This window comes from Micromonospora sp. NPDC093277 (assembly GCF_044765245.1).
GTDB lineage: Bacteria > Actinomycetota > Actinomycetes > Mycobacteriales > Micromonosporaceae > Micromonospora.
Map to the genome: position 1 here is coordinate 421,555 of NZ_JBIWJO010000007.1, position 21,657 is coordinate 443,211.

General features: G+C 73.3%; 16 protein-coding genes and 1 riboswitch. Of the genes, 7 read left to right on the top strand and 9 right to left on the bottom strand.

The window, feature by feature from the left end:
- Positions 1-60 precede the first annotated feature (60 nt).
- The 3 genes from ACIRG9_RS18590 (at position 61) to ACIRG9_RS18600 (ending at position 3,951) form a co-directional block, all read left to right on the top strand.
- Entirely contained in the window at positions 61-2,598 is a 2,538-nt protein-coding gene (locus ACIRG9_RS18590) for a S8 family serine peptidase (protein WP_402857035.1), read from the top strand.
- Between the two features lie 87 nt (positions 2,599-2,685).
- On the top strand, positions 2,686-3,615 hold the full coding sequence (locus ACIRG9_RS18595) for a GNAT family N-acetyltransferase (RefSeq protein ID WP_402857037.1): 930 nt from the start codon (positions 2,686-2,688) through the stop codon (positions 3,613-3,615).
- Positions 3,616-3,708: 93 nt separating this feature from the next.
- Positions 3,709-3,951: a hypothetical protein gene (locus ACIRG9_RS18600; protein WP_402857039.1), complete on the top strand. Its 243-nt coding sequence runs from the start codon at positions 3,709-3,711 to the stop codon at positions 3,949-3,951.
- A gap of 64 nt (positions 3,952-4,015) precedes the next feature.
- Here the strand turns inward: ACIRG9_RS18600 and groL are convergent, their stop codons facing one another.
- The 3 genes from groL to ACIRG9_RS18615 all read right to left on the bottom strand — a co-directional run bounded on the left by groL (position 4,016) and on the right by ACIRG9_RS18615 (position 7,607).
- Positions 4,016-5,638, bottom strand: coding sequence for a chaperonin GroEL (groL, locus tag ACIRG9_RS18605; protein WP_402857041.1), 1,623 nt, complete (start codon positions 5,636-5,638; stop codon positions 4,016-4,018).
- Positions 5,639-5,914: 276 nt separating this feature from the next.
- Complete coding sequence (locus ACIRG9_RS18610; RefSeq protein WP_402857043.1) at positions 5,915-7,294, bottom strand: hypothetical protein; 1,380 nt, start codon at positions 7,292-7,294, stop codon at positions 5,915-5,917.
- 109 nt (positions 7,295-7,403) lie between these two features.
- Positions 7,404-7,607 carry a cold-shock protein gene (locus ACIRG9_RS18615; RefSeq protein ID WP_013288855.1) on the bottom strand — a complete coding sequence of 68 codons (204 nt, stop codon included), beginning with the start codon at positions 7,605-7,607 and terminating at the stop codon, positions 7,404-7,406.
- 220 nt (positions 7,608-7,827) lie between these two features.
- Here ACIRG9_RS18615 and ACIRG9_RS18620 point away from each other — a divergent pair, with 220 nt between their 5' ends.
- Positions 7,828-8,352 (top strand): GNAT family N-acetyltransferase, encoded by a 525-nt coding sequence (locus tag ACIRG9_RS18620; protein ID WP_402857045.1) that lies wholly within the window; start codon positions 7,828-7,830, stop codon positions 8,350-8,352.
- A gap of 112 nt (positions 8,353-8,464) precedes the next feature.
- On the opposite strand, the gene paaN is transcribed toward ACIRG9_RS18620, so the two are convergent.
- From paaN to thrC, 3 genes are all read right to left on the bottom strand, one after another.
- Entirely contained in the window at positions 8,465-10,138 is a 1,674-nt protein-coding gene (gene paaN / locus ACIRG9_RS18625; protein WP_402857046.1) for a phenylacetic acid degradation protein PaaN, read from the bottom strand.
- A 53-nt stretch (positions 10,139-10,191) separates the two neighbouring features.
- Positions 10,192-11,211 (bottom strand): GNAT family N-acetyltransferase, encoded by a 1,020-nt coding sequence (locus ACIRG9_RS18630; protein ID WP_402857048.1) that lies wholly within the window; start codon positions 11,209-11,211, stop codon positions 10,192-10,194.
- A gap of 418 nt (positions 11,212-11,629) precedes the next feature.
- On the bottom strand, positions 11,630-12,919 hold the full coding sequence (gene thrC, locus ACIRG9_RS18635; RefSeq protein WP_402857051.1) for a threonine synthase: 1,290 nt from the start codon (positions 12,917-12,919) through the stop codon (positions 11,630-11,632).
- A 12-nt stretch (positions 12,920-12,931) separates the two neighbouring features.
- Positions 12,932-13,064, bottom strand: a riboswitch (SAM riboswitch).
- A 186-nt stretch (positions 13,065-13,250) separates the two neighbouring features.
- Here thrC and ACIRG9_RS18640 point away from each other — a divergent pair.
- Positions 13,251-13,853, top strand: coding sequence for a DUF4232 domain-containing protein (locus tag ACIRG9_RS18640; protein WP_402857053.1), 603 nt, complete (start codon positions 13,251-13,253; stop codon positions 13,851-13,853).
- An 81-nt stretch (positions 13,854-13,934) separates the two neighbouring features.
- On the opposite strand, the gene ACIRG9_RS18645 is transcribed toward ACIRG9_RS18640, so the two are convergent.
- The 3 genes from ACIRG9_RS18645 to ACIRG9_RS18655 all read right to left on the bottom strand — a co-directional run bounded on the left by ACIRG9_RS18645 (position 13,935) and on the right by ACIRG9_RS18655 (position 18,306).
- Entirely contained in the window at positions 13,935-14,384 is a 450-nt protein-coding gene (locus ACIRG9_RS18645) for a DoxX family protein (RefSeq protein ID WP_402857055.1), read from the bottom strand.
- 164 nt (positions 14,385-14,548) lie between these two features.
- Positions 14,549-15,436, bottom strand: coding sequence for an ABC transporter permease (locus tag ACIRG9_RS18650; protein WP_402857057.1), 888 nt, complete (start codon positions 15,434-15,436; stop codon positions 14,549-14,551).
- Entirely contained in the window at positions 15,436-18,306 is a 2,871-nt protein-coding gene (locus ACIRG9_RS18655) for an alpha/beta fold hydrolase (RefSeq protein ID WP_402857059.1), read from the bottom strand. The genes ACIRG9_RS18650 and ACIRG9_RS18655 overlap by 1 nt, the downstream gene beginning before the upstream one ends.
- Positions 18,307-18,683: 377 nt before the next feature.
- Here ACIRG9_RS18655 and ACIRG9_RS18660 point away from each other — a divergent pair, with 377 nt between their 5' ends.
- Both ACIRG9_RS18660 and ACIRG9_RS18665 read left to right on the top strand, forming a co-directional pair.
- On the top strand, positions 18,684-19,187 hold the full coding sequence (locus ACIRG9_RS18660; RefSeq protein WP_402857061.1) for a roadblock/LC7 domain-containing protein: 504 nt from the start codon (positions 18,684-18,686) through the stop codon (positions 19,185-19,187).
- Between the two features lie 93 nt (positions 19,188-19,280).
- The gene (locus tag ACIRG9_RS18665; protein WP_402857063.1) at positions 19,281-21,602 is read left to right on the top strand and encodes an AAA family ATPase; all 2,322 of its coding nucleotides are present in this window, start codon (positions 19,281-19,283) and stop codon (positions 21,600-21,602) included.
- The last annotated feature ends 55 nt before the right edge of the window (positions 21,603-21,657 follow it).

The window sequence follows — 21,657 nt, forward strand, 5'->3', positions numbered from 1 at the left end:
TCCAAGATCCGCGCAGCGGGTGTGCGTTGGAGCGGCCGGCTGGGCCGTAGTGTGCTCTGCATGCAGGCCGGTCACCCGTATCCCGCCCCTCCGCCGGGTTTCCCGCCTGGTCGAACGAGCCCCTGGCCGGTGGTCGCAGCCGTGCTCGTCGGCGGCTGGGCCGTCCTGGTGACCGTGTCGAGCCAGGTCGTCGGCTGGGGAGTCGACCAGGTGGTGCTGGTCACCGGCCTGCACCGGGCGGTGCTGGTGTGGCCGGTGGTCGCGCTCGCCACCGCACTGCTGGTGGGTGCGCCCAGCCTCGCGCTCGCGCTGCTCCCCCGTTCCCCGGCCGTCCGGGTCACCGGCCGCGCCTGGCTGACCGCGGCGCTCGCCCTGGGCGCGCTGACCCTGCTGCGGGCGGTGCCGCCGGTGCACAAGGAGGCGTACCTGGCCGCGCTGGCCGCGACCGCCGCCGTATTCACGCTGGTCGTCGGCCGGTTGTCGAGTCGCCGTGGGGGCGCCGCGCCCGGCAGCGCCGCCGCCGTCCCGGGCGGTGAGCCGCCGGCCGCCCCGGACCGCACCCCGTCCGGTCCGGCAGCAGAGCCAGCCCGCGCGGCGGCAGGCCCGGCCGGCGGGACGGCCGGTGGCAGTGGGCGGCGGCTCCGCCCGGTGACCCTGCTGGCGATCGCCGCCGGCCTGGCGTCGCTGCTGCCCTGGGCCTGGGTGGGCGCGCTCGGCGGGGCGCTGGAGACACTGCTCGCCGGCCTCGCCGCCGCCGCGCTGGGCGGGCTCGCCGGGGCGCTGCTCGACGCCGCGTTCTGGACCCGGTTCGCCGTCGGCACGCCCCCGCGACCGGCCCGGCTGGTGCTGGTCGGCGGCCTCGTCGCCGGGGTCACCCTGGTGCCGCTGGCCGGGGCGGCCGGGCAGTCCGGGGCGCAGCTACCGGCCCTGCTGCTGGTGCCGCCGCTCGGTTTCGTACTGGCCGCGCTGGAGGCCGCCGCCCGCCGCTCCGGCAGGTCGGCCGGCCGCGCCCCGGTCCGCTGGCTGGTCGGCCTCGCGCTGGCCGGGCCGCTCGCCTTCACCGACCCGGAGGAGATCACCGTCCTGCTGGCGTCCGGCCGCGACGTCCCCTACTGGGTCGCCGTCGGGGCCGGCGCGGCGTTCGCCGTCGCGGTGCTGCTCGCCGTCGGATACGGCGTACTGCTGGCCCGGCCCCGCGCCGGTGCCCCCCGGCGCGCGGCGGCCGGGCTGGCCGCCGCGGCCCTGCTCGCCGCCGTGGCCGTGGTGTACGCCGTACCCGGCCACCCCGGACTGTACGGGGAGCGGCTGCTGGTGGTGCTGCGCGAGCAGGCCGACCTGAGCGGCATCCCCGCCGGGACGCCCGGCCGGGACGGGCGGAACACCCGCGCGGCGGAGGTCTACCGGCGGTTGGTGGCCACCGCCGACCGGACCCAGGGCGACCTGCGCCGCGAGCTGACCCGGCTGCGCCTGCACCCGACTTCGTACTATCTGATCAACGCGATCGAGACGGACGGCGGGCCGGAGGTGCGGGCCTGGCTCTCCGGCCGGCCGGAGGTGGCCCGGGTGCTGCTCAGCCAGCGGCTGCGCCCGTTGCCGGCGGCGGAACCCCCGGCCCATGGGGACCAACCGGCACCCGCCGGCCCGGTCTGGAACGTCTCGCTGGTCGCCGCGGACCGGGTCTGGTCGGAGCTGGGGGTGACCGGCTCGGGCGTGGTGGTCGGCAGTTCGGACTCCGGAGTGGACGGCCGGCACCCGGCGCTGGCGGCCGGCTTCCGGGGCGGCGACGACTCCTGGTACGACCCGTGGGAGCACCGGCGCACGCCGGGTGACCGGGGCGGTCACGGCACCCACACGGTGGGCAGCGCGGTGGGCCGGAACGGGATCGGGGTGGCACCCGGCGCGCAGTGGGTCGGCTGCGTCAACCTGGACCGCAACCTGGGCAGCCCGGCCCACTACCTCGACTGCCTCCAGTTCATGCTGGCCCCGTTCCCGGCCGGCGGGAACCCGTTCACCGACGGCCGGCCGGACCGCGCGCCGGATGTGCTGACCAACTCCTGGGGCTGCCCGCCGATCGAGGGCTGCGACCCTGGGGCGTTGCGGCCGGCGACCGCCGCACTCGCCGCCGCCGGCATCCTGGTGGTGGCCGCCGCCGGCAACACCGGCCCGTACTGCGGTTCGGTCGCCGACCCGCCGGCCACGTACCCGGACGTGGTGACGGTCGGTGCGGTGAACCGGGCACGCCAGGTCACCAGCTTCTCCAGCCGGGGCCCCGCCGCCGGCGGTCTCGCCAAGCCGGACCTGGTCGCGCCCGGGGCGGGGGTCCTGTCGGCGTTCCCCGGCGGCGAGTACGCCACTCTGGACGGCACCTCGATGGCCACTCCGCAGGTGGCGGGTGTGGTGGCGCTGATGTGGTCGGCGAATCCGGCGCTCGTCGGCGACCTGGCGCGGACGCGGCAGCTCCTCCTCGACACCACCACCCCGGCCGGCGTACCCGCCGACACGGACGCCTGCGGCGACGCCCGCAACCTGACCGGCGCCGGCCTGGTCGATGCGTACACCGCCGTTCGCGCCGCGATGAAAGGAAGGGCCCCTTCTTAACCCCTCCGGTAGAGCACGGGTCCCCTCTCAACACCCGGCCGCTCGGATGGTGACCCGGCGGCGACGGATCGCCTAGGGTCGGCGTCCATGGACGTGGAGATCATCGAGCTGGGCCCGGACCGCCTGCCGGCGGCCACCGACCTCTGCCGGCGGGCCCTCGACCTGCCCGAGGACGCGGCCGAGGCACCGGCCATCGTGGACGCGCTCGCCGCCCGCGCGGCGGCCGACCGGCCGGTGCTGACGCTCGGCGCGCTACGCGGCGACGAGCTGATCGGAGTGCTGGTCGGCTCGGTGGCACCGCGGGATCCCCGGCTCGGCCACGTCGACCTGCTGGCGGTGGCGTCGCAGGAGCGGCGGCGGGGCATCGGGCGCGCCCTGCTGGCCGAGGCGGAGCGGCGACTGGCCGGGCTCGGAGCTGCCGAGCTGCTGCTCGCCGGGAATCCCCCGTACTACGCCTGGCCGGGCATCGACGTGCGGTACACGCCGGCGGTCTGTGCCGCGCTGCGGCTCGGCTACCGGCAGGACCGTACGGCATGGAACATGACCGCGGACCTGGCGGAGGGGTCCCCGGCGCTGCGTACCACGGAGCCTGCCGAGCGCCGGCTGGCCGACCGGGGCGTGACGGTGCGGCGGGCCGAGCCGGCGGACCTGCCGGCGCTGGCCGAGTTCGCCCGCGCCACCTTCGGTGGGGCGTGGGACGCCGAGCTGGCCGGGTCACTGGGCCGGCCGGGGGCGGGTGCGCACCTGGCCGAGCGGGACGGCGAGCCGCTCGGGTTCGCCGCGTACGGCTCGTCCCGGCCGAGCTGGTTCGGCCCGATGGGCACGGCCCCGGCGGCCGAGGGCTCGGGAATCGGCGGGGTGCTGCTGCGGCGCTGTCTGCGCGATCAGGCGGCCACCGGCCTCGATACGGCGCAGATCGGCTGGGTGGGTCCGGTGCAGTTCTACGCGAATGCGGCGGGCGCACGAATCGAGCGGGTGTTCTTCCTGTACCGCAAGTCGTTGACCGGACAGGAATGACTAAAGGAGCGAAAGGTGCATAGACGTAAATAATGCCATTCCAGCCCGCCGGTCATTGACCGCCGCCTACGGTCGTGCGTAGAGGAGGCAGCCATGACGACGGATGACGAACGCACCGGCGACCAGCCGGCGAGCTGGCGCCCGGTCGGCGAACTCCCCGGCCAACTGCCGTTCGACCGGCTCGACTATGGCGACGCCGAGCAACTGGCGGAGATGGCCCACGTGGATGAGCCACCCGCCGAGGAACCGCTGCAACTGGTGGACGAGCCGATCCGCATCGCGCCCCCGTACGACCGGACGCACAAGCGACGCAACCAGCGACCGCTGCCGACGTGAGCGAACGGAAAGGGGCGGACCGCTGACGCGGCCCGCCCCTTTCTGCGTACTGCTGGAGCTGGACTCAGAAGTCCATGTCCCCGCCGGCCGGGCCAGCCGGGGCGGCCGGGGTCTTCTCCGGCTTGTCCGCCACGACGGCCTCGGTGGTGAGGAACAGCGCGGCGATCGAGGCGGCGTTCTGCAGCGCGGAACGGGTCACCTTGGCCGGGTCGATGATGCCCGCGGCCAGCAGGTCCACGTACTCGCCGGTCGCGGCGTTGAGGCCGTGGCCCGGCTCGATGTTGCGGACGTGCTCGACGACGACGCCACCCTCCAGGCCGGCGTTCACGGCGATCTGCCGCAGCGGGGCGTCCAGCGCGATCTTGACGATCTGCGCGCCGGTCGCCTCGTCGCCGGCCAGGTCCAGCTTGTCGAAGGCGGTCTTGCCGGCCTGCACCAGCGCGACGCCACCACCCGGGACGATGCCCTCCTCGACGGCGGCCTTCGCGTTGCGGACGGCGTCCTCGATGCGGTGCTTGCGCTCCTTCAGCTCGACCTCGGTGGCCGCGCCGACCTTGATCACCGCAACGCCGCCGGCCAGCTTGGCCAGCCGCTCCTGCAGCTTCTCCCGGTCGTAGTCGGAGTCGCTCTTCTCGATCTCGGCGCGGATCTGGTTGACCCGGCCCTGGATCTGCTCGGCGTCGCCGGAACCGTCGACGATGGTGGTCTCGTCCTTGGTCACCACGACCTTGCGGGCGCGGCCCAGCATGTCGAGGCCGACGGCGTCCAGCTTGAGGCCGACCTCCTCGCTGATGACCTGGCCACCGGTGAGGATGGCGATGTCGGCCAGCATGGCCTTGCGGCGGTCACCGAAGCCCGGCGCCTTGACGGCGACCGACTTGAAGGTGCCGCGGACCTTGTTGACCACGAGGGTGGCCAGGGCCTCGCCCTCGATGTCCTCGGCGATGATCAGCAGCGGCTTGCCCGACTGCATGACCTTCTCCAGGATCGGGAGCAGGTCCTTCACCGACGAGATCTTGCTGTTGACGATCAGGAGGTACGGGTCGTCGAAGACGGCCTCCATACGCTCCGGGTCGGTCATGAAGTACGCGGAGATGTAGCCCTTGTCGAAGCGCATACCCTCGGTGAGCTCAAGCTCCAGGCCGAAGGTGTTGCTCTCCTCGACGGTGATGACGCCTTCCTTGCCGACCTTGTCCATCGCCTCGGCGATGATCTCACCGACGCTCGGGTCAGCGGCGGAGATGGAGGCGGTGGAGGCGATCTGCTCCTTGGTCTCCACGTCCTTGGCGAGCTTGAGCAGCTCCTCCGAGACGTTGGCCACGGCCGCCTCGATGCCCCGCTTCAGGGCCATCGGGTTGGCACCGGCGGCCACGTTGCGCAGGCCCTCACGGACCAGGGCCTGGGCCAGGACGGTCGCCGTCGTCGTGCCGTCACCGGCCACGTCGTCGGTCTTCTTCGCGACCTCCTTGACCAGCTCGGCGCCGATCTTCTCGTACGGGTCCTCGAGCTCGATCTCCTTGGCGATGCTCACACCATCGTTGGTGATGGTGGGGGCACCCCACTTCTTCTCGAGCACGACGTTGCGGCCCTTGGGGCCGAGGGTCACCTTCACGGCGTCAGCGAGCTGGTTCATACCCCGCTCGAGGCCGCGGCGCGCCTCTTCGTCGAACGCGATCATCTTGGCCATACGGCGTTGTCCTCCTGGACACTCACGGGCCACCCGAGTCTGTGTTCCCGGGTGGGCCGCCTGGTGTACGCACCTTGGGACGTCGCCACCTGGCGACGACGACGTCCGTCGGCCGGGCCGGATAGCCCGCGACGACCGGCCTCGTGCCACCCCGGTGCCATCGAGACACCGGTGCGGCCGTGGCCCTACCGCCCCGACCATTGGCACTCAACGTACGCGAGTGCCAATGACCTGTTTAGCACTCTCCCTAGCCGAGTGCAAGCACGATGCCCCCGCTCAGCCGAGTTCCGCGGCCAGTTGGGCGGTGTTCACCGGGCCTTCCTGGGCCCGCTGTTCGGCGTACGTGACCAGCAGTCCGACGAGCTGCGCCAGGTAGACGGGGGTGGCCAGCAGGGCGGAGACCACGGCCACCGCGACGATCCCCGCCGCCGTACCGGGGGCGTCCATCGGGTGGGTGCCGAACTGGATCTGTCCGAGCAGCTCGAGCATCCCGCTGACCAGGGCACCGACGACCACCGCGGCGACAACCAACGCGACCCGGCCCAGCACCATCCCAAACCGCCGATGGAACATCTGGAAGGACCGGCCGATCGGGTTCTCCCGCTCGAAGAGATAGATCGGGCCGGCCAGGGCCACGGCGAACCCCACATAGATCCCGGGCAACAGGCAGAGGCAGAAGCCGACCGTGAGCAGCAGCGTGGCGACGATGGTCCAGCCCCAGAGGCCGAGGGCGCGACGCAGGCCGTACCGGAGCGCGGCGCCGACCCCGGCGGGCTCGCCGGCCGCCTGGCGGGTGATCACCCAGGAGCCGGCGGCCCAACCGGTGCTCTGCAGCGGACCGAAGAGCAGGGAGGCCACGATGATCACGCCGTAGAAGGCGAAGAACTGCGAGAGGTAGCCGTCCGGCAGGACCGCGGTGCCGTCCGGCGCGGTGGCGAGTTGATCCGGCGGGGCGAAGGCCGCCGAGAGGACCGAGAGCACCGCTGCGGGGACCGCCTGGGTGAGCAGCAAGATCGACAGCAGCGGCCGCCAGCCTCGACGTACCACTGCCGAGCAGCGGGAGAACCAGGCCCCGATCCCCGCGTGCGGCGGCGTGACCAGCGGGTCACCGGGGTCGATACCCGGGTACCAGCCGTACGGCTGGCCGGACATCGGGTAGCCGGGATATCCGCCGACCGGCACGGGACCACCCGCGGCCGGCCAGACCCAGCCCTGCGGCTGCCCGGCCGGGTCCGACGGGTACTCACCCCAGGGTTGCCCGCCGTATGCTCCGAACCCGGGCTGGCCCGGGGCCGCGCCCTGCGCCGGTGCGCCCCACTGGCCGGGTGGCACGGACCCGCCGCCCTGGGCCGGCGCGACCGGCTGCCCGGGCGCCGCTCCCGGGAAGGGCGCGCCCGGTTGACCGGGTGCCGCGTACGGGCCGAGCAGACCAGGCTGACCGGGTTGCGCCGGTATGGCCGGGTCGCCGTAGGTGTACTGGGCGGACACGCCCGGACCTGTCGGGGTGGACTGTCCGGACGCGACCGGCTCACCCGCCTGCCCCGGCGACGGTGTCGGCTCGGCGGTTGGCGGCGCGAACCGGGTCGGGTCGACCGGGGTACCGGACGACGCCGGGGGACCCGGCTCGACGGGACCCGACGGCGGCTGGTCGGACATGAACCCTCCTCAGCTGCGATGGCTGGAACGGCTCATGATCCTGCACGGCGCGCGCCCGCGCCACAGCCCCTGATCGGGCCAAACGGCCGCCGGACTGGCGGCGACGGGATCAGGCGATGACCCGGACCCGCTCCGCCTGCGGGCCCTTCTGCCCCTGCGCGATCTCGAACTCGACCCGCTGGCCGTCGTCCAGCGCCTTGTAACCGTCCATCTCGATCGCGGAGAAGTGGACGAAGACGTCCTGCCCGCCGTCGACGGCGATGAAGCCGTAGCCCTTTTCGGCGTTGAACCACTTGACGGTGCCCTGTGCCACGGTGCACTTCCTCACTCTGCGCGGCGTTCCCACAACCCGGAGACCGGCGGACCGGCACCGGCGGTGCACCGGTTCACGATCGGCGACGACCGCAGAATCGGTGACCGAAATCGCACGCTACACGAGGCGTGACGAGCGCGCACGACCACAAATCGGGCATATTCCGACCGGCATCCCACCCGGGTGTCAGGAGTCCGTCGCTCTCCGGTATGCATGCGGCATGACCAGCGCGCCGACCACGACCCGAACCGCGAACATTCGCCGGGCCCGTCCCGAGGACGCCGCCAGAATGCGGGCGCTCCGGTTGGAGATGCTCGCCGACTCGCCGCTGGCGTTCCTGGAGACCGTGGCCGAGGCCGCCGCCCGGCCGCACGCCGGGTACGCGGCCCGGATCGCCGCGGTCTCCAGGGGCACGGAGACGGCCCAGTTCCTGGCCGATCCCGGCGGCCGCCTGGTCGGCCACGCCGGCGGCTCGGCCGAACCGGACGAGCCGGGGCTGACCGTGATCCACGCTGTCTACGTCACGCCGGCCTGGCGCGGTAGCGGTCTGGTCGGCGCGCTGCTGGACGAGGTGGCTGCCTGGTCCCGGGCCTGCGGCCGGCCGGAGCTGCTGCTGGAGGTGGTGGTCGGCAACGACCGCGCCTACCGGGCGTACCAGAAGCTGGGCTTCGTGGACACCGGCATCCGCGTCCCGCACCCCAGGATCCCCGCCCTGCAGGAACTCCAGATGCGCCGCCCAGCCTGACTCACCCGACCCGCCGCCGCCACCCGCCACCCGCCACCCGGTGACCGGTGACCGGTGTTAACGGGGGACCCCTCCTCTACCGCGGGCGTCAAGAAGGGGCCCCTCCTTCACCTCAGACGTGGCGGCGCGACTGCACGATCCGGAACCGGTTGGCCACGTACGCCCCGTCGGTCAGCGCCGAATTCGCCGCCGCGTTCGCCCCCGAACCGTGGAAGTCGGAGTACGCCGCCGACTGGTTGACGAACACCCCGCCGGTGAGGTTGCACGACAGGTGCACGCCGACCTCGATCGCCGCCGTCTCGGTCGCGTCCAGCACCGCCTCGTCGGTGGAGTACACCCCCGCGGTGAGCGCGCCCTTCTCTCCCACGGTCGAGCGGAGGATCTCCAGGCTGTGCGCGGTCGAGTTGGTCGCGACCGCGAACGAGATCGGCCCGAACCACTCCCGCGAGTAGGTCGCCGTGTCGGTCGCGTCAAGCTTGACGATGGTCGGCGTACGCACCACCGCGGCGGGGAAGGACGGGTGCTCGACGGTCCGCGACTCCAGCACCACCTCGCCGACCTTGGCAACCTCCTCCAGCCGCTCCAGCACGCCGTCGTTGACGATCGCGCCGGTGAACTCGACGCCCCGGGCCGGGTCGGCGGTGAGCTTGCCGACCGCCGCGGCGATCCCGGCGGCCACCTCGTCGAAGCTCTTGTGCCCCTGGTCGGTCTCGATGCCGCCCCGGGGGATCAGCAGGTTCTGCGACGTGGTGCACATCTGGCCGCTGTAGAGGGCGAGCGTGAAGCCCAGGTTGCGGCACATCCCGGCGAAGTCGTCGGTGGAGTCGATCACCACCGTGTTCAGGCCGGCCTTCTCGGTGTAGACGGCGGCCTGTCGGGCGTTCGCCTCCAGCCAGTCGCCGTACTCCGAGGAGCCGGTGAAGTCGACGATCCTGACGGCCGGGTGCAGGGCCAGGGTCGAGGCGAGCTTCTCGTCCGCCGCCTCGGGGGCGAGCTGCACGAGGTTCGGGTCGAAGCCGGCCTCGGCGAGCACCTGGCGGGCGTACTTCACGGTGATGGCGAGCGGCAGCACCGCGCGCGGGTGCGGCTTGACGACGACCGGGTTGCCGGTGGCCAACGAGGCGAACAGACCCGGGTAGGAGTTCCAGGTCGGAAAGGTGTTGCAGCCGATCACCAGCGCCACGCCGCGCGGTACCACGTGGAAGGTCTTGCTCATCCGCAGCGGGTCGCCCTTGCCGGCGGGCTTCTCCCAGCCGGCCGTCCCCGGGTGGCGGGTCATCTCGGCGTACGCGTAGGCGATCGCCTCCAGCGCCCGGTCCAGCGCATGCGCGCCGCCGGCCTGGAAGGCCATCACGAACGCCTGGCCGCTGGTGAACTGCACCGCGTTGGCCAGCTCGAAGACGCAGCTGTGCAGCCGGTCGAGGATCTCCAGGCAGACGCCCACCCGGGCCTGCGGGCCGGCATCCCGCCAGGCCGGCAGGGCGGCGGTGGCGGCGGCCACGAGCTGGTCGGGGGTGGCGTGCGGGTAGCGCACGTTCAGCTCCACGCCGAACGGGCTGACCTCGGTGGCGACGGTCTGCCCGTCACCCGGCTGGTCCAGGGGGAAGTCCTGGTTCAGGTACGCCTCGAAGGCGGCCTTGCCCTCGGCGGCGGCGGTCTCGCCGTACACCCGCGGGCTGGGCGACTCGGGGTATGCGGACCAGTAGCCCCGCTCCGTGATCGCGGTCAGCGCCCGGTGGAGGGTCTCGGCGTGCCTGTCGTACAGGGGGTGCGGGGTCTCCGTCATGCCCGCAATCATGCAACAGGAAGCCACCAGATCAGTAGGGGGCTGTCACAAACTCAGGTCGCCAGTTGCCAGTTCGTCCAGCCGTCCACCGGCCGGAAGCCGAGCCGCTCGTTGATCGCGATCATGTGCTGGTTCTCGGCGGCGTTCCAGGTGTCGATCACCCGTAGCGCGGGCTCGTGGTGAAGCGCGTACCGCAGGTTCTCGATCTTGACGAGCAGGCCGAGCCGGTGGCCGCGGTGCTCCGGGTCGACGATGGTGATCTGCTGCCAGGCGTGCCAGTCCGCGCTCGGCCCCAGGTCGATCAGGGTCCAGGCGACCAGCCGGCCGGAGGCCTCGTGCACCGTGCCGTGGTGGTAGCGGCGTCGGCCACGGGCGTTCAGCGCCCGTTCGGTCCCGCGCAGCCGGTCGACGTCGACCCGCTCGGGCTCCACCTCGAGCTCACCGAGGGGCGCGTCGGCCATCAGCCGGCCATCGAGGTAGGCCACGTCGGCGGCGTACTCCTCCGGTGTGTCACCGCGCCACCGCACGCTGCGGTAACCGGTGGCGCTCGCCCCGGCCTCGGCGGCCAGGGTGTCCAGCGCCGCGTGGTCGAGCCGGCCGGCGTCGAGCCGGCGGCGCACGTCGACGAGCGCCGACCGCGCACCCGTCGCGGCGGCGAAGGCGTCGCCCGCCGCCGGTCGCGCAACACCGCCGGGCAAGGTGGTCACGGTCATCCCGACCACCCGCTTACGGCCGTGCTCCCGCAGCAGGCGCAAACCGTGCTCGTGCAGCGTCCGCCCGACGCCCCGGCGCCGGTACGCCGGATGCACCACCAGCTCGACATCGGCGTTGTCGGTGTTGTCCAGCTGCGGCAGGGAGAGCGCGAGATAGCCGGCCGGCGCCCCGTCGAGCCGGGCCAGGGCCCAGCGCCGCGCGATGCCCGGCAACGGGTGCCGCGCGCCGACGGTGAACCGCTGCCGGCAGAACGGCGGAAAGTCCGGCACATCGGCCTGCTCGGCCGCCGCACCGATCAGGTACGCCTCGTCGAGCGCGGCCGAATCGGCGGCGTCGAACGGCACGATCGTGATGCCCATGCGGGTGAGCCTGCGCCAGGCACAGCGAAGGGGCCAGCGGTTTTCCGCTGGCCCCTTCGGAAGTTGGTCGGGAGGGACGTCCGCACAACGCCTCCGGCGTTGGGCCAGAAGACCGGAAAGTCTTCGGGCGGATGCCCTCCCGCACCGAGCATCTTGCGCCGTCCGGTTCCTGCCGTCAAGTCCTGGTCGGCGAAAATTTCACACTCACAGCGAATAGCCAGTTACCCCGCGAATCGGCCCGATCCCCCACCCGGGCGATCCCCCCTCCCCCAACCGCCCGCCTCCTCCAAGATCAACTCCGAGCGCGGCAAGAGGTTGGCCTCGCGGCCCGCTCTGACCACAACATGCCGCACACGGAGTTGATCAAGACGTGCCGCCCCGACGTGATTGACAACAAGGCTGGGGCGGGGGTGGAGGGTCAGGCCAGGAGGCCGGCGTCGCGGGCGGCGCGGAGGGAGGGCTTGATGCGGTGGGTGGGGCCGACCTGGGATGACACCGCGTCGATGGTCTTGAGGCCCTCCCCGGTGTTGAAGACGACGGTCTCGGCGGCCGGGTCGAGGCGACCCGACTCGACCAGCTTGCGCAGCACCGCCACGGTGACCCCACCGGCGGTCTCCGCGAAGACCCCGGCGGTCCGGGCGAGCAGCCGGATGCCGGCGCGGATCTCCTCGTCGTCCACGTACTCCATCCAGCCGCCGGTGCGGCGGACCGCCTCCAGCGCGTACAGGCCGGCGGCCGGGTCGCCGATGTTGAGCGACTTGGCGATCCCGGTCGGTTTGACCGGGACGATGGTGTCGCTGCCGGCGTGCAGCGCGGTGGCGATCGGGTTGCAGCCGGCGGACTGGGCGCCGAACACCTTCCAGCCCTCGGCCGGCGCCTCCACCAGCCCGATCTCGACCAGCTCGGAGAATGCCTTGTCGATCTTCGTGAGCAGCTCACCGCTCGCCATCGGGATGACCACCTGGGCGGGGATGCGCCAGCCGAGCTGCTCGGCCACCTCGTACCCGAGGGTCTTGGAACCCTCGGCGTAGTACGGCCGGACGTTGACGTTGACGAAGGCGGTGTCCTCGAACTCGTCGGTCTCCACCAGCTCGCCACAGAGCCGGTTCACGTCGTCGTACGAGCCGTCGATGGCGACCAGCTCGCCGCCGTAGACGGCGGTGGTCACCACCTTGCCCTGCTCCAGGTCGCTGGGGATGAAGACCACCGAGGGCGCCCCGGCCCGGGCCGCGTGGGCGGCGACCGAGTTGGCCAGGTTGCCGGTGGAGGCGCAGGCGTATCGGTTGAAGCCGAGCGCCCGGGCGGCGGTCAGCGCCACCGAGACCACCCGGTCCTTGAACGAGTGGGTCGGGTTGGCGCTGTCGTCCTTGACCCAGAGCGGGGCGGTGATGCCCAGCTCGGCGGCCAGGTACGGGGCGGCGACCAGCGGAGTCAGCCCCGGGTCCAGGGTGACCCGGGTGGCCGGGTCCTGGCCGGCGGGGAGCAGGGCCGCGTACCGCCAGAGGTTCTTCGGACCGGCCTCGATCTGCTCCCGCGTGACCGTGGCCAGGGCCGCGGTGTCGTAGTCGACCTCGAGCGGCCCGAAACACTCGTAGCAGGCGTGCTGGGCGGCGAGCGGGTAGCGCGCGGAACAGGCGCGGCAGACCAGGGCGCGCGCCGGGCTGAGGGTGGTGTCGATGCCGGAGGCGGCAGGAAGCGTCGACGTCATGTCGAGGAATTCCTCTCATCTTTCCCCACATCGCCGGGTGCGGCGGGGACGGAATTGGCACCTGCCCGCCGTCGCTCGTCGTCGAGCGCGCGGGTGGTTGCCGGGGCGTCATCGGGCCGTATCCCTCAGCCCCTCTGGATGAGGTATGAAGTTGTGCCACCGAGTCTATGCAGGGTCCGCCGCCGGCGCGACCGCGGATTCCAACTGATGAGCCAGCGGACCGTCCAGGGGAGCACGGTGCCGGCACCCGCGGAACCGGCTCCGGCTCGGGCGGCTCCGCCCGGTACACCCGGTGGGACGAGCCGGTGGCAGGATCGTCCAGGTGGGGACGATGGCACGACTCGGCGTACTGGCCGGCACCGCCCTGCTCGCCGCCTGTACGCCCGCACCGGTCCCCGTCGACCCCCTTCCGGAGCGGCATCAGCCCACCCCCGCGGCCTGCTCTCCGGAGGGGATACGCATCACCGCGCTCGGGGTGGACGCCGCGATGGGGCTGCGGGCGATGGGCCTGGAGCTGGTCAACTGCGGCACCGGCCCGTACGCGCTGGAAGGTCACCCGGCGCCTCGGCTCTGGGACGCCGACCGGGACCCGCTGGCCGTCCAGGTCATCCCCGGGGCCCGTTCGATCACCTCGGGCTTCGACCAGGCGCCCCGACCGATCGTGCTGCGCCCCGGCGAGCGGGCCACCGCCGCCCTGCTCTGGCGCAACCTGGTCACCGATCCCACGGTGGTCGCGAGCGACGGCGCGTATCTGGAGGTCAGCCCGGTGGCGGGGCGCCCGGCCGTCCCGGTGGACCTGGACGGCTCGATCGACCTCGGTAACACCGGCCGCCTCGGCGTCAGCGCCTGGAAGCGGGACGACCGTCCCGCCCCGACACCCAGCGCACCGCCCACCGCCCCGGACGCCACCCCGCCCCCGGAGAGCCGCCTCTGACGGGCCCGATCCCGTTCGAGATCTTGGCAGGAATCGGTCCCGGGACGGGCCGTCCGCTACCAAGATCTCGAACGGTCGCCGTCAGGCGGGGACCGAGGTGGGGTCGGCCGGGTGGGGCAGCGCGGTGATGGCGCGGCGACGCCGCAGCATCGCGTCCAGCGCCCAGCTGCCCGGGCCGAGCACCGCGATCAGCACGAGCGACCAGCAGAACAGGGCGGCCAGTTCGCCGCCGTTACCGATCGGCAGCATGCCGCGCGACTGGTGCACCGTGAAGTACGCGTACGCCATCGAGCCGGAGGCGAGTAACGCCGCGGGTCGGGTGACCAGGCCGAGGAGCACCAGGCCGCCGCAGACGAGTTGGATCAGCGCGGCCCACCAGCCGGGCCACTGACCGACGGGGATCGCCTTGCCACTGCCCTGGTTGCCGCCCAGCATGCCGAAGATCGATGCCATGCCGTGGCAGAGGAAGAGCAGGCCGATCACCATGCGGAACAGGGAGAGTGCGGGACCGTTCAGTCGTGCCGGAACCATCGGGAACCTCCATTGACATGGATGGATTTGTTCCAGGATGAGGCACGAACATATCGAAGGTAATAAATTCCTTCCTGGTGGGACGACTCACAACGCCCCTGCTCAAAGGACTGGGAACGCTCCCATGGTAACGCGGTTTGTCAACCGTTAACCGCCCGCTTCGGTCAGCTCGTGACGTCCTTGCGAGTGAAGCGCCAGAAGGCCAGCGTCCAGAATCCGGTGGCGTAGACGATCGCCGAGATGGCTCCGCGTACCAGGTCGTCGGTCTGCACCGGGGTGGAGAGCAGGCCCAGCCAGGCGCTGCTGTAGTGGGTGGGCAGCAGCGCGCGCAGCCCGCCCAGCGCGGTGATCTGGTCCAGGATGCTGGAGAGGATCCAGAGCAGCACCGCCCCGCCGACCGCGCCGAGCGCCGCGTCCGTGGTCACCGAGAGCAGGAACGCCAGCCCGGCCACCACCAGCAGGACGACCGCCAGGTAGCCGAGCACCGCGAGCAGGCGGAGCAGCCCCTCGGCCGGCGGCAGCTCGGCGGAGACCTGGCTGCGCAGCGGGGACCAGCCGTACCGGAGGGTGCCGGCGAGCAGCGCGGTGCCGGCGAGCAGCAGCAGGGCCAGCCCCGAGTACGCGAGCGCGACCAGCAGCTTCACCGTCAGCAGCCGGGCCCGGGGCACCGGGATCGCCAGCAGGTAGCGCAGGCTGCCCCAGCTCGCCTCGCTGGCCACCGTGTCCCCACAGAACAGTGCCACCACCACGACCAGCAGGAACGACGACGACACGAAGATCGAGAACAGGGTGAAGTTCAACCCGCCGGAGACGGCCAGGTCGACCAGGCTGCCGAACTCGTTGTTCCGGTTCCGGTCCGCGTTGCCGGAGTTGAACTGGAACGCGACCAGGATGATCAGCGGCAGCAGCACCATGAACCCGAGCGCGAGCTGGGTACGCCGCCGCGCCGCCTGCCGGCGGAACTCGGCCCGGAACGGCAGGGTCGCCGACGGCCGATAGCCGGACGCCGCTCCGCCCCGGCCCGCCGTACGCACGGATGTCGACTGTTCCATCACCGGTCCCCGCTCCCCCGAGAGTTCTCGCCGACCAGGGCGAGGAACGCGTCCTCCAGGCGGCGCCGGGGCACCACCCGGTCCACCCCGATGCCGGCCCGGACCAGCTCGGCCACCACCTCGCTGCGGGCGGTGCCGTTGGTGTCCACCACCAGCCCGCCGTCCCCGTCCGGCAGCACCCGTACGCCGTCCAGCCGGTCGAGCACGCCGCGTGCCGCGTCCGGGTCGCTCACCTCGAACAGCACGCTCGGCGACTCGCCGACGATCTCCTCGACCGGGCCGGAAGCGACGATCCGCCCCTTGGTCACCACGACCGCGTGGGTGCAGGTCTGTTCCACCTCGGCGAGCAGGTGGCTGGAGACCAGCACCGCCCGCCCGTCGGTGGCGTAGCGCTGGAGCACCCGGCGCATCTCGGCGATCTGCGGCGGGTCCAGGCCGTCCGTCGGCTCGTCGAGCACCAGCAGCTCGGGCAGGCCCAGCATGGCCTGCGCGATGGCGAGCCGCTGCCGCATGCCGTGGCTGTACTTGCGGGTCTTGCGGTGCACCGAGTCGCCCAGCCCGGCGATCTCCAGCGCCTGGTCGAAGTGCGCCTCCGCCCACGGCCGCCCGGTCGCCCGCCAGTACGCCTTCAGGTTCTCCAGACCGGACAGGTGCGGCAGGAACCCCGGCCCCTCCACCAGCGCGCCGATCCGGGACAGCACCGGCGAGCCGGGCACCAGCCGATGCCCGAAGACGTAGATCTCGCCGGCCGTGGGCTGGGTCAGCCCCATCAGCACCCGCAGGGTGGTGGTCTTGCCGGCGCCGTTCGGCCCGAGCAGGCCGACCACCTGGCCGGGGTGCACCTCGAAGTCCACGTTGGAGACGGCGACGAAGCCGTCCGCGTACTCCTTGCGGAGCTGGCGGACGACCAGCGGCACGCCCGCGTACTCCGGGTGGACCGAACTGTCCTGGCGGCGGTGCCGGCGGCGGGCGAGCAGGACGACCACGGCAAGCCCGAGCGCGATCGCGGCGAGCAGGCCGACCAGCGCCCAGCGCCAGACGGTGGCCGTGGTGGGGATCGGCTGGGCGTCCACCGTGGGCAGGGTCAGCGGACCGCCGCCGAGGGCGACGGTGTGCACGGCCGGCTCGGCCGGGGTCGCGTACGCCTGGTCGGAGGTGGACACGACGACCCGCAGCCGGTGCCCGGACTCGATCCGGCGGACGATCGCCGGCAGGGTGACGGTGACCGGCTGGGCGGCGTCGATCGTCGCCGGTAGGCCGGTCAACCGAATCGGCGCGACCAGGCCGTCGGGCAGGGTGGCCGCGCCCTTCGGGTCGACGTCGTAGAGCTTGACGAAGAGCACCGCCTCGCCGGTGGGCGAGGCCGCCCTGATCCGTACGGTCGGCGCGCCGACCACGTCGACCGGCTCGGTCAGCGGCTCGGACTCGAACCGGGCGTGCTGGCCGGGAATGTCCCCCGCCACCCCGTTCAGCAGCGAACCGACCGCCCCGGCGAACGGCACCGAGGAGATCGCCGCCGGGTTGCCGTTGGGCGGGTTGGCGACCGGCCGGGCCGGGCCGGTCAGCGTGATCTCGGTACGGCCCTGTCCGGTCACGCCGGGATAGTCGGCGGTGTGGTAGCCGGTGGCCACCAGGCCCCGGTCGAGCGCGTCGAACCCGGCGATCCGGGAGAACGTGAAGGAGCCGCCCGGTGCCGAACCCTCGCCCTTGACGTAGTGGTCGAGCCACTGCGCGGTGAGGAACTTCACCCGGTCGGAATCGGAGGTGGGACCGGTGCCGCCGTCGTGGCCGCCGGTGAACCAGGCGACCCGGACCGGCGTGCCGGCGGCGGCGATGCCGCGCGCGTTGGCGTCCGCCTCGGTGAGCGGGAAGAGGGTGTCCGCCTCGCCCTGCACCAGCAGGGTGGGCGCCTTGATCCGGTCGAGCACCCCGGCCGGGGACGAGCGGCGCAGCAGGTCGACCGCCTGGGCGTCGGCCCGCCCGGCGGTGGCGATCCGCAGGTACGCGGCGCAGACGTCGGCGGCGAACCGGCCGCAGGACGGGTCGGCGGGGCCCGCGGGCACCCGTCCGGAACTGGTGCCGGGACCGGCGCCGGGCTGCGGGCTGGGCGCGCCGGCCGACGCGGGGGCACCCTCGGGCTGGCCGGCGGTGGTGCCGGAGAGACCGGCCGGTCCCGAGCCGACGTTGCCGCCACCGCCGAAGAAGAGGCCGGCCCAGCCCTTCTTGAACACGCCCTCGGTGGGCGCCTTGCCGCTGCTCTCCGGCAGGAACGCCCGGGACAGGTCGTTCCAGGTGATCATCGGGACGATCGCGTCGACCCGGCTGTCCTGGGCGGCCAGCAGCAGGGCCAGGCCACCGCCGTACGAGCCACCGACCACGCCGACCCGGGGGTCCCCGGCCGCGTCGAGGCGGATGTCCGGGCGGGCGGCGAGCCGGTCGATCAGGCGTTGCGCGTCCCGCACCTCGTAGTCCGGGCTGTCCAGGTGGATCTCGCCGCCGCTGCGGCCGAAGCCCCGAGCGGTCCAGGTGAGCACGGCGTACCCGTGGTCGGCCAGGTCCTCCGCGTCGGCGCGGACCGACTCCTTGGTGCCGCCGAAGCCGTGCGCCAGCAGCACCGCCGGGACCCGGTGCCCGGCCGAGGCGTCCCGAGGCAGGTAGAGCGTGGTGTCCAGGTCGACCGGTTGGTCGCCGGCCGGTCCGGAGCGGACGGTCACCAGCGCCGACTCGGTCCGGAAGCCGGCCCCCTGCGGCCGGGCCGCCCAGGCCACGGCGGCGGCCACCAGGACGGCCGCCACCACCACGGCGACCGCCCGGCGACGGCGGCTGGCCAGGGCACGCCGGATCCGCGAGGCGGCTAGCGGTGATCTCATGCGGCACACGGTACGGCCCGGAAGCTGTGTGACACCTGAGATCCGCCGTACGGCCGCCCGGCCGCGTCGTTCGGCGGGCGAGTCCGGTCGACCGTGGAACGTCCCGAGCGTTCCGGTGACCGGAGTTCTGATTCCGTGAATTCAGGCCTATCCTGCAAACCGCCGCCGACCGGCCATCTCGGCAACCGTCACGAACCGCTGCGTGAGCACCGCACCAACGAGACGTGACGCAACCCGGAGTGACGCGAAGCCGACTCGGCTGCGGCGATCACACCGCGTGTGGGTCCACTAATTTCCGGTCCGGCTACTTTCCCGCCCGGTGCACAGGACCGCGCACACAGTCGGTCCAACCCGACCCGTCACGAAGAGGACGCACGGTGACCAGTCCCTCCCGGCCCGACAACGGCGACCGGCAACAGCCGGCCGGGGAACACAGCCCCGAGGCCCGCACCTTCCACTGGCTGCTCGACGCGTTCACCTCCAGCACGGCCGGGGTGATGGAGGCGATCGCGGTCTCCGCCGACGGGCTGCTGATCGCCACCTCCGGCAGCAGAGACCGGTCCAACGCGGAACGGCTGGCCGCCGTCGTCTCCGGCATGACCAGCCTCGCCGGCGGCGCCGCGAACTGGTACGCGCTGGGCGTCCTCAACCGGGTGATCGTGGACATGGCCGAGGGGTACCTGCTGATCGGTGCGATCAGCAGCGGCTCGGTGCTCGCCGTGGTCGCCGACCGCTCGGCGAACCTCGGCACCGTGGCGTACGAGATGACGCTCTTCGCCGGCCGGGCCGGCGGGGCGCTGAGCCCGCGGTTGATCAACGAGCTGAAGAACGCCGTACCGCGCCCGGTCGCGGACCGGGTGCCCCGGGCGAAGCGGGCCTGAGCCACCGCCGATCCGACCCGGATCGGGGCCCAGCTGACCCCGGCGGACGCGCGTCACGGGCACGACCCGCGGCCGGCGGCTACTGTCGGGCGGGTGGCGGAACCCGAGCTGACCCTGACCGCGAGCCTGCGGCCGGCCGCGCTGGACGCCCGGCGCGGCGTCGTCCGCCTGCACCCGGAGGTGCTGACCGCGCTGGCGCTGCGCCCCGGCGACCCGGTCCGGCTGGCCGGCCGGCGGGTGACCGCCGGCATCGCCGCCCCGGCCGAGCCGGCCGCGAGCGCCGCGCTGCTCCACGCCGACGACCTGATCCTCGGCAACCTCGGCCTGCGGGACGGCGGGCAGGTGCGAATCAGCCCGTTGCCGCTGGTCCCGGCCCGCACGGTGACCCTCGCCGGTCCGGTCGGCATCATCGCCGCGGTCTCCCCGGAGATGCTCCGCCTCGCCCTGCTCGGCAAGCTGGTCACCACCGGCGACGACGTCTCGCTGCTGCCTCAGGACGTGCTTCCCGACGCCGCGGTCCGCGGTCTGGTCGAGGCCGCCCGGCGCAGCCTCGCCAACACCGTCGGATACGCCTGGACCAGCACCCTGCTCACCGTGGTCGCGGCCGATCCGGCGGCCGGCGCGCTGGTCACCATGGACACCGTGGTCGGCTGGGAACACGGCCCGGCCACCCGCGGCTCCGGAGCGGCCGGTCAGGACCAGAGCGGCCGGCTGACCGCCGGCACGACCGGGGCCGGCGGTCGGGCGCCGGTCGACCGGCCGGGGGAGGACGGGACGGGGCGGGCCGCGCCGGTGCGGCCGGAGCCCGGCCCCGCCGAGCCGGCGGAGGCACCGGGCCTCGACGGGACGGTGGACGCCCCGGGCTTCGACGAGCTGCCCGGACTGCGGGCCCAGGCCGAGGAACTGACCGAGCTGCTCGACCTCGGCTTCCACCACCGGGAGGTGCTGGGCCGGCTCGGCACCGCCGTGTCGCTGGGCGTCCTGCTCAGCGGGCCGGCCGGCTCGGGCAAGTCGGCACTGGTCCGCGCGGTCGCCGCCCGGGTACGCGCCCGGATGTGCCCGCTGTGGGCGCCGGAGCTGGCCGCGTTGACCAACGACGCGGCGGCCCGCCGGCTACGCCAGGCGGCCGAGGCGGTCCGCGCGGACGGTCCCGCCGTCCTGCTGGTCACCGACGTGGAGGCCATCGCCCCGGCCGATCAGCCGGGACCGTTGGCCACGGTGTTCCGGCAGGTCGTCGCCGAAACGGTCCGGGCCGGGGCGGCCGTGGTCTGCACCACCGGCCGTCCGGAGGCGGTGGACCCGGCCCTGCGCGCCCCGGACCTGCTCTCGCTGCGGATCACCGTCCCCCTGCCCGACCAGGCGTTGCGCCGGGAAGTGCTGACCGTACTAACCCGGCAGGTGCCGCTCGCCGAGGACGTCCGGCTGGACGAGGTGGCCGCCCGTACGCCGGGGTTCGTCGCCGCCGACCTGGCCGCGCTGGTCCGCGAGGCCGGCGTACGCGCGGCGCTGAGGCAGAAGACGGCCGAGACGCCGACGGTGGCGATGCCCGACTTCACCGCCGCGCTGGAGGTGGTCCGGCCCACCACGATGGCCGGGTCCACCCTGGAGCTGGCCTCGGTGACGTTGGACGACGTCGGGGCCCTGCACGAGGTCAAGGAGACGCTGACCGAGTCGGTGCTCTGGCCGCTGACCTACCCGGACACCTTCGCCCGGCTGGGCGTGACGCCGCCGCGCGGGGTAATGCTCTACGGGCCGCCCGGCTGCGGCAAGACGTACCTGGTCACCGCGCTGGCCGGCTCCGGCCGGGCGAACGTGCTGTCGGTGAAGGGCGCGGAGCTGCTCTCCAAATGGGTGGGCGAGAGCGAACGCGCGGTCCGGGAGCTGTTCCGCCGGGCCCGCGAGGCGGCGCCGACGCTCGTCTTCCTGGACGAGGTGGACGCCCTCGCCCCGGCCCGTGGTCAGGCCACCGACGGGGGTACGACCGACCGGGTGGTGGCCGCCCTGCTCACCGAGCTGGACGGGGTGGAGGCGTTACGCAACGTGGTGGTGGTCGGCGCAACGAACCGGCCCGACCTGATCGACCCGGCACTGCTCCGCCCCGGCCGCCTGGAACGCCTGGTGTACGTGCCGCCGCCGGACGGTCCCGCCCGGGCCGAGATCCTCCGGGCCACCTCCCGGAACGTGCCGCTCGCCGACGACGTCGACCTGGCCGCCCTCGGCGCCGAACTGGACGGCTTCTCGGCCGCCGACTGCGCCGCCCTGATCCGCGAGGCGGCGCTGGCCGCGATGCGCGAGTCCCTGACCGCCACCACGGTGACCGCCACACACGTCGCGGCGGCCCGTCCCCGCATCCGCCCCTCCCTCAACCCCGCCCAGGTAGCCGCCCTGGCCGCCTACGCCGCCACCCGTCAGTGACCGCGTTGATCATGAAGTTGCCGCGCGCCACCCGGCGCGTCGTGACAACAGTTTC

Coding starts and splice junctions, on each gene's coding strand:
- ACIRG9_RS18590 (WP_402857035.1), top strand. CDS start 61: ATGCAGGCCGGTCACCCGTATCCCGCCCCTCCGCCGGGTTTCCCGCCT.
- ACIRG9_RS18595 (WP_402857037.1), top strand. CDS start 2,686: ATGGACGTGGAGATCATCGAGCTGGGCCCGGACCGCCTGCCGGCGGCC.
- ACIRG9_RS18600 (WP_402857039.1), top strand. CDS start 3,709: ATGACGACGGATGACGAACGCACCGGCGACCAGCCGGCGAGCTGGCGC.
- groL (WP_402857041.1), bottom strand. CDS start 5,638: ATGGCCAAGATGATCGCGTTCGACGAAGAGGCGCGCCGCGGCCTCGAG.
- ACIRG9_RS18610 (WP_402857043.1), bottom strand. CDS start 7,294: ATGTCCGACCAGCCGCCGTCGGGTCCCGTCGAGCCGGGTCCCCCGGCG.
- ACIRG9_RS18620 (WP_402857045.1), top strand. CDS start 7,828: ATGACCAGCGCGCCGACCACGACCCGAACCGCGAACATTCGCCGGGCC.
- paaN (WP_402857046.1), bottom strand. CDS start 10,138: ATGACGGAGACCCCGCACCCCCTGTACGACAGGCACGCCGAGACCCTC.
- ACIRG9_RS18630 (WP_402857048.1), bottom strand. CDS start 11,211: ATGGGCATCACGATCGTGCCGTTCGACGCCGCCGATTCGGCCGCGCTC.
- thrC (WP_402857051.1), bottom strand. CDS start 12,919: ATGACGTCGACGCTTCCTGCCGCCTCCGGCATCGACACCACCCTCAGC.
- ACIRG9_RS18640 (WP_402857053.1), top strand. CDS start 13,251: ATGGCACGACTCGGCGTACTGGCCGGCACCGCCCTGCTCGCCGCCTGT.
- ACIRG9_RS18645 (WP_402857055.1), bottom strand. CDS start 14,384: ATGGTTCCGGCACGACTGAACGGTCCCGCACTCTCCCTGTTCCGCATG.
- ACIRG9_RS18650 (WP_402857057.1), bottom strand. CDS start 15,436: ATGGAACAGTCGACATCCGTGCGTACGGCGGGCCGGGGCGGAGCGGCG.
- ACIRG9_RS18655 (WP_402857059.1), bottom strand. CDS start 18,306: ATGAGATCACCGCTAGCCGCCTCGCGGATCCGGCGTGCCCTGGCCAGC.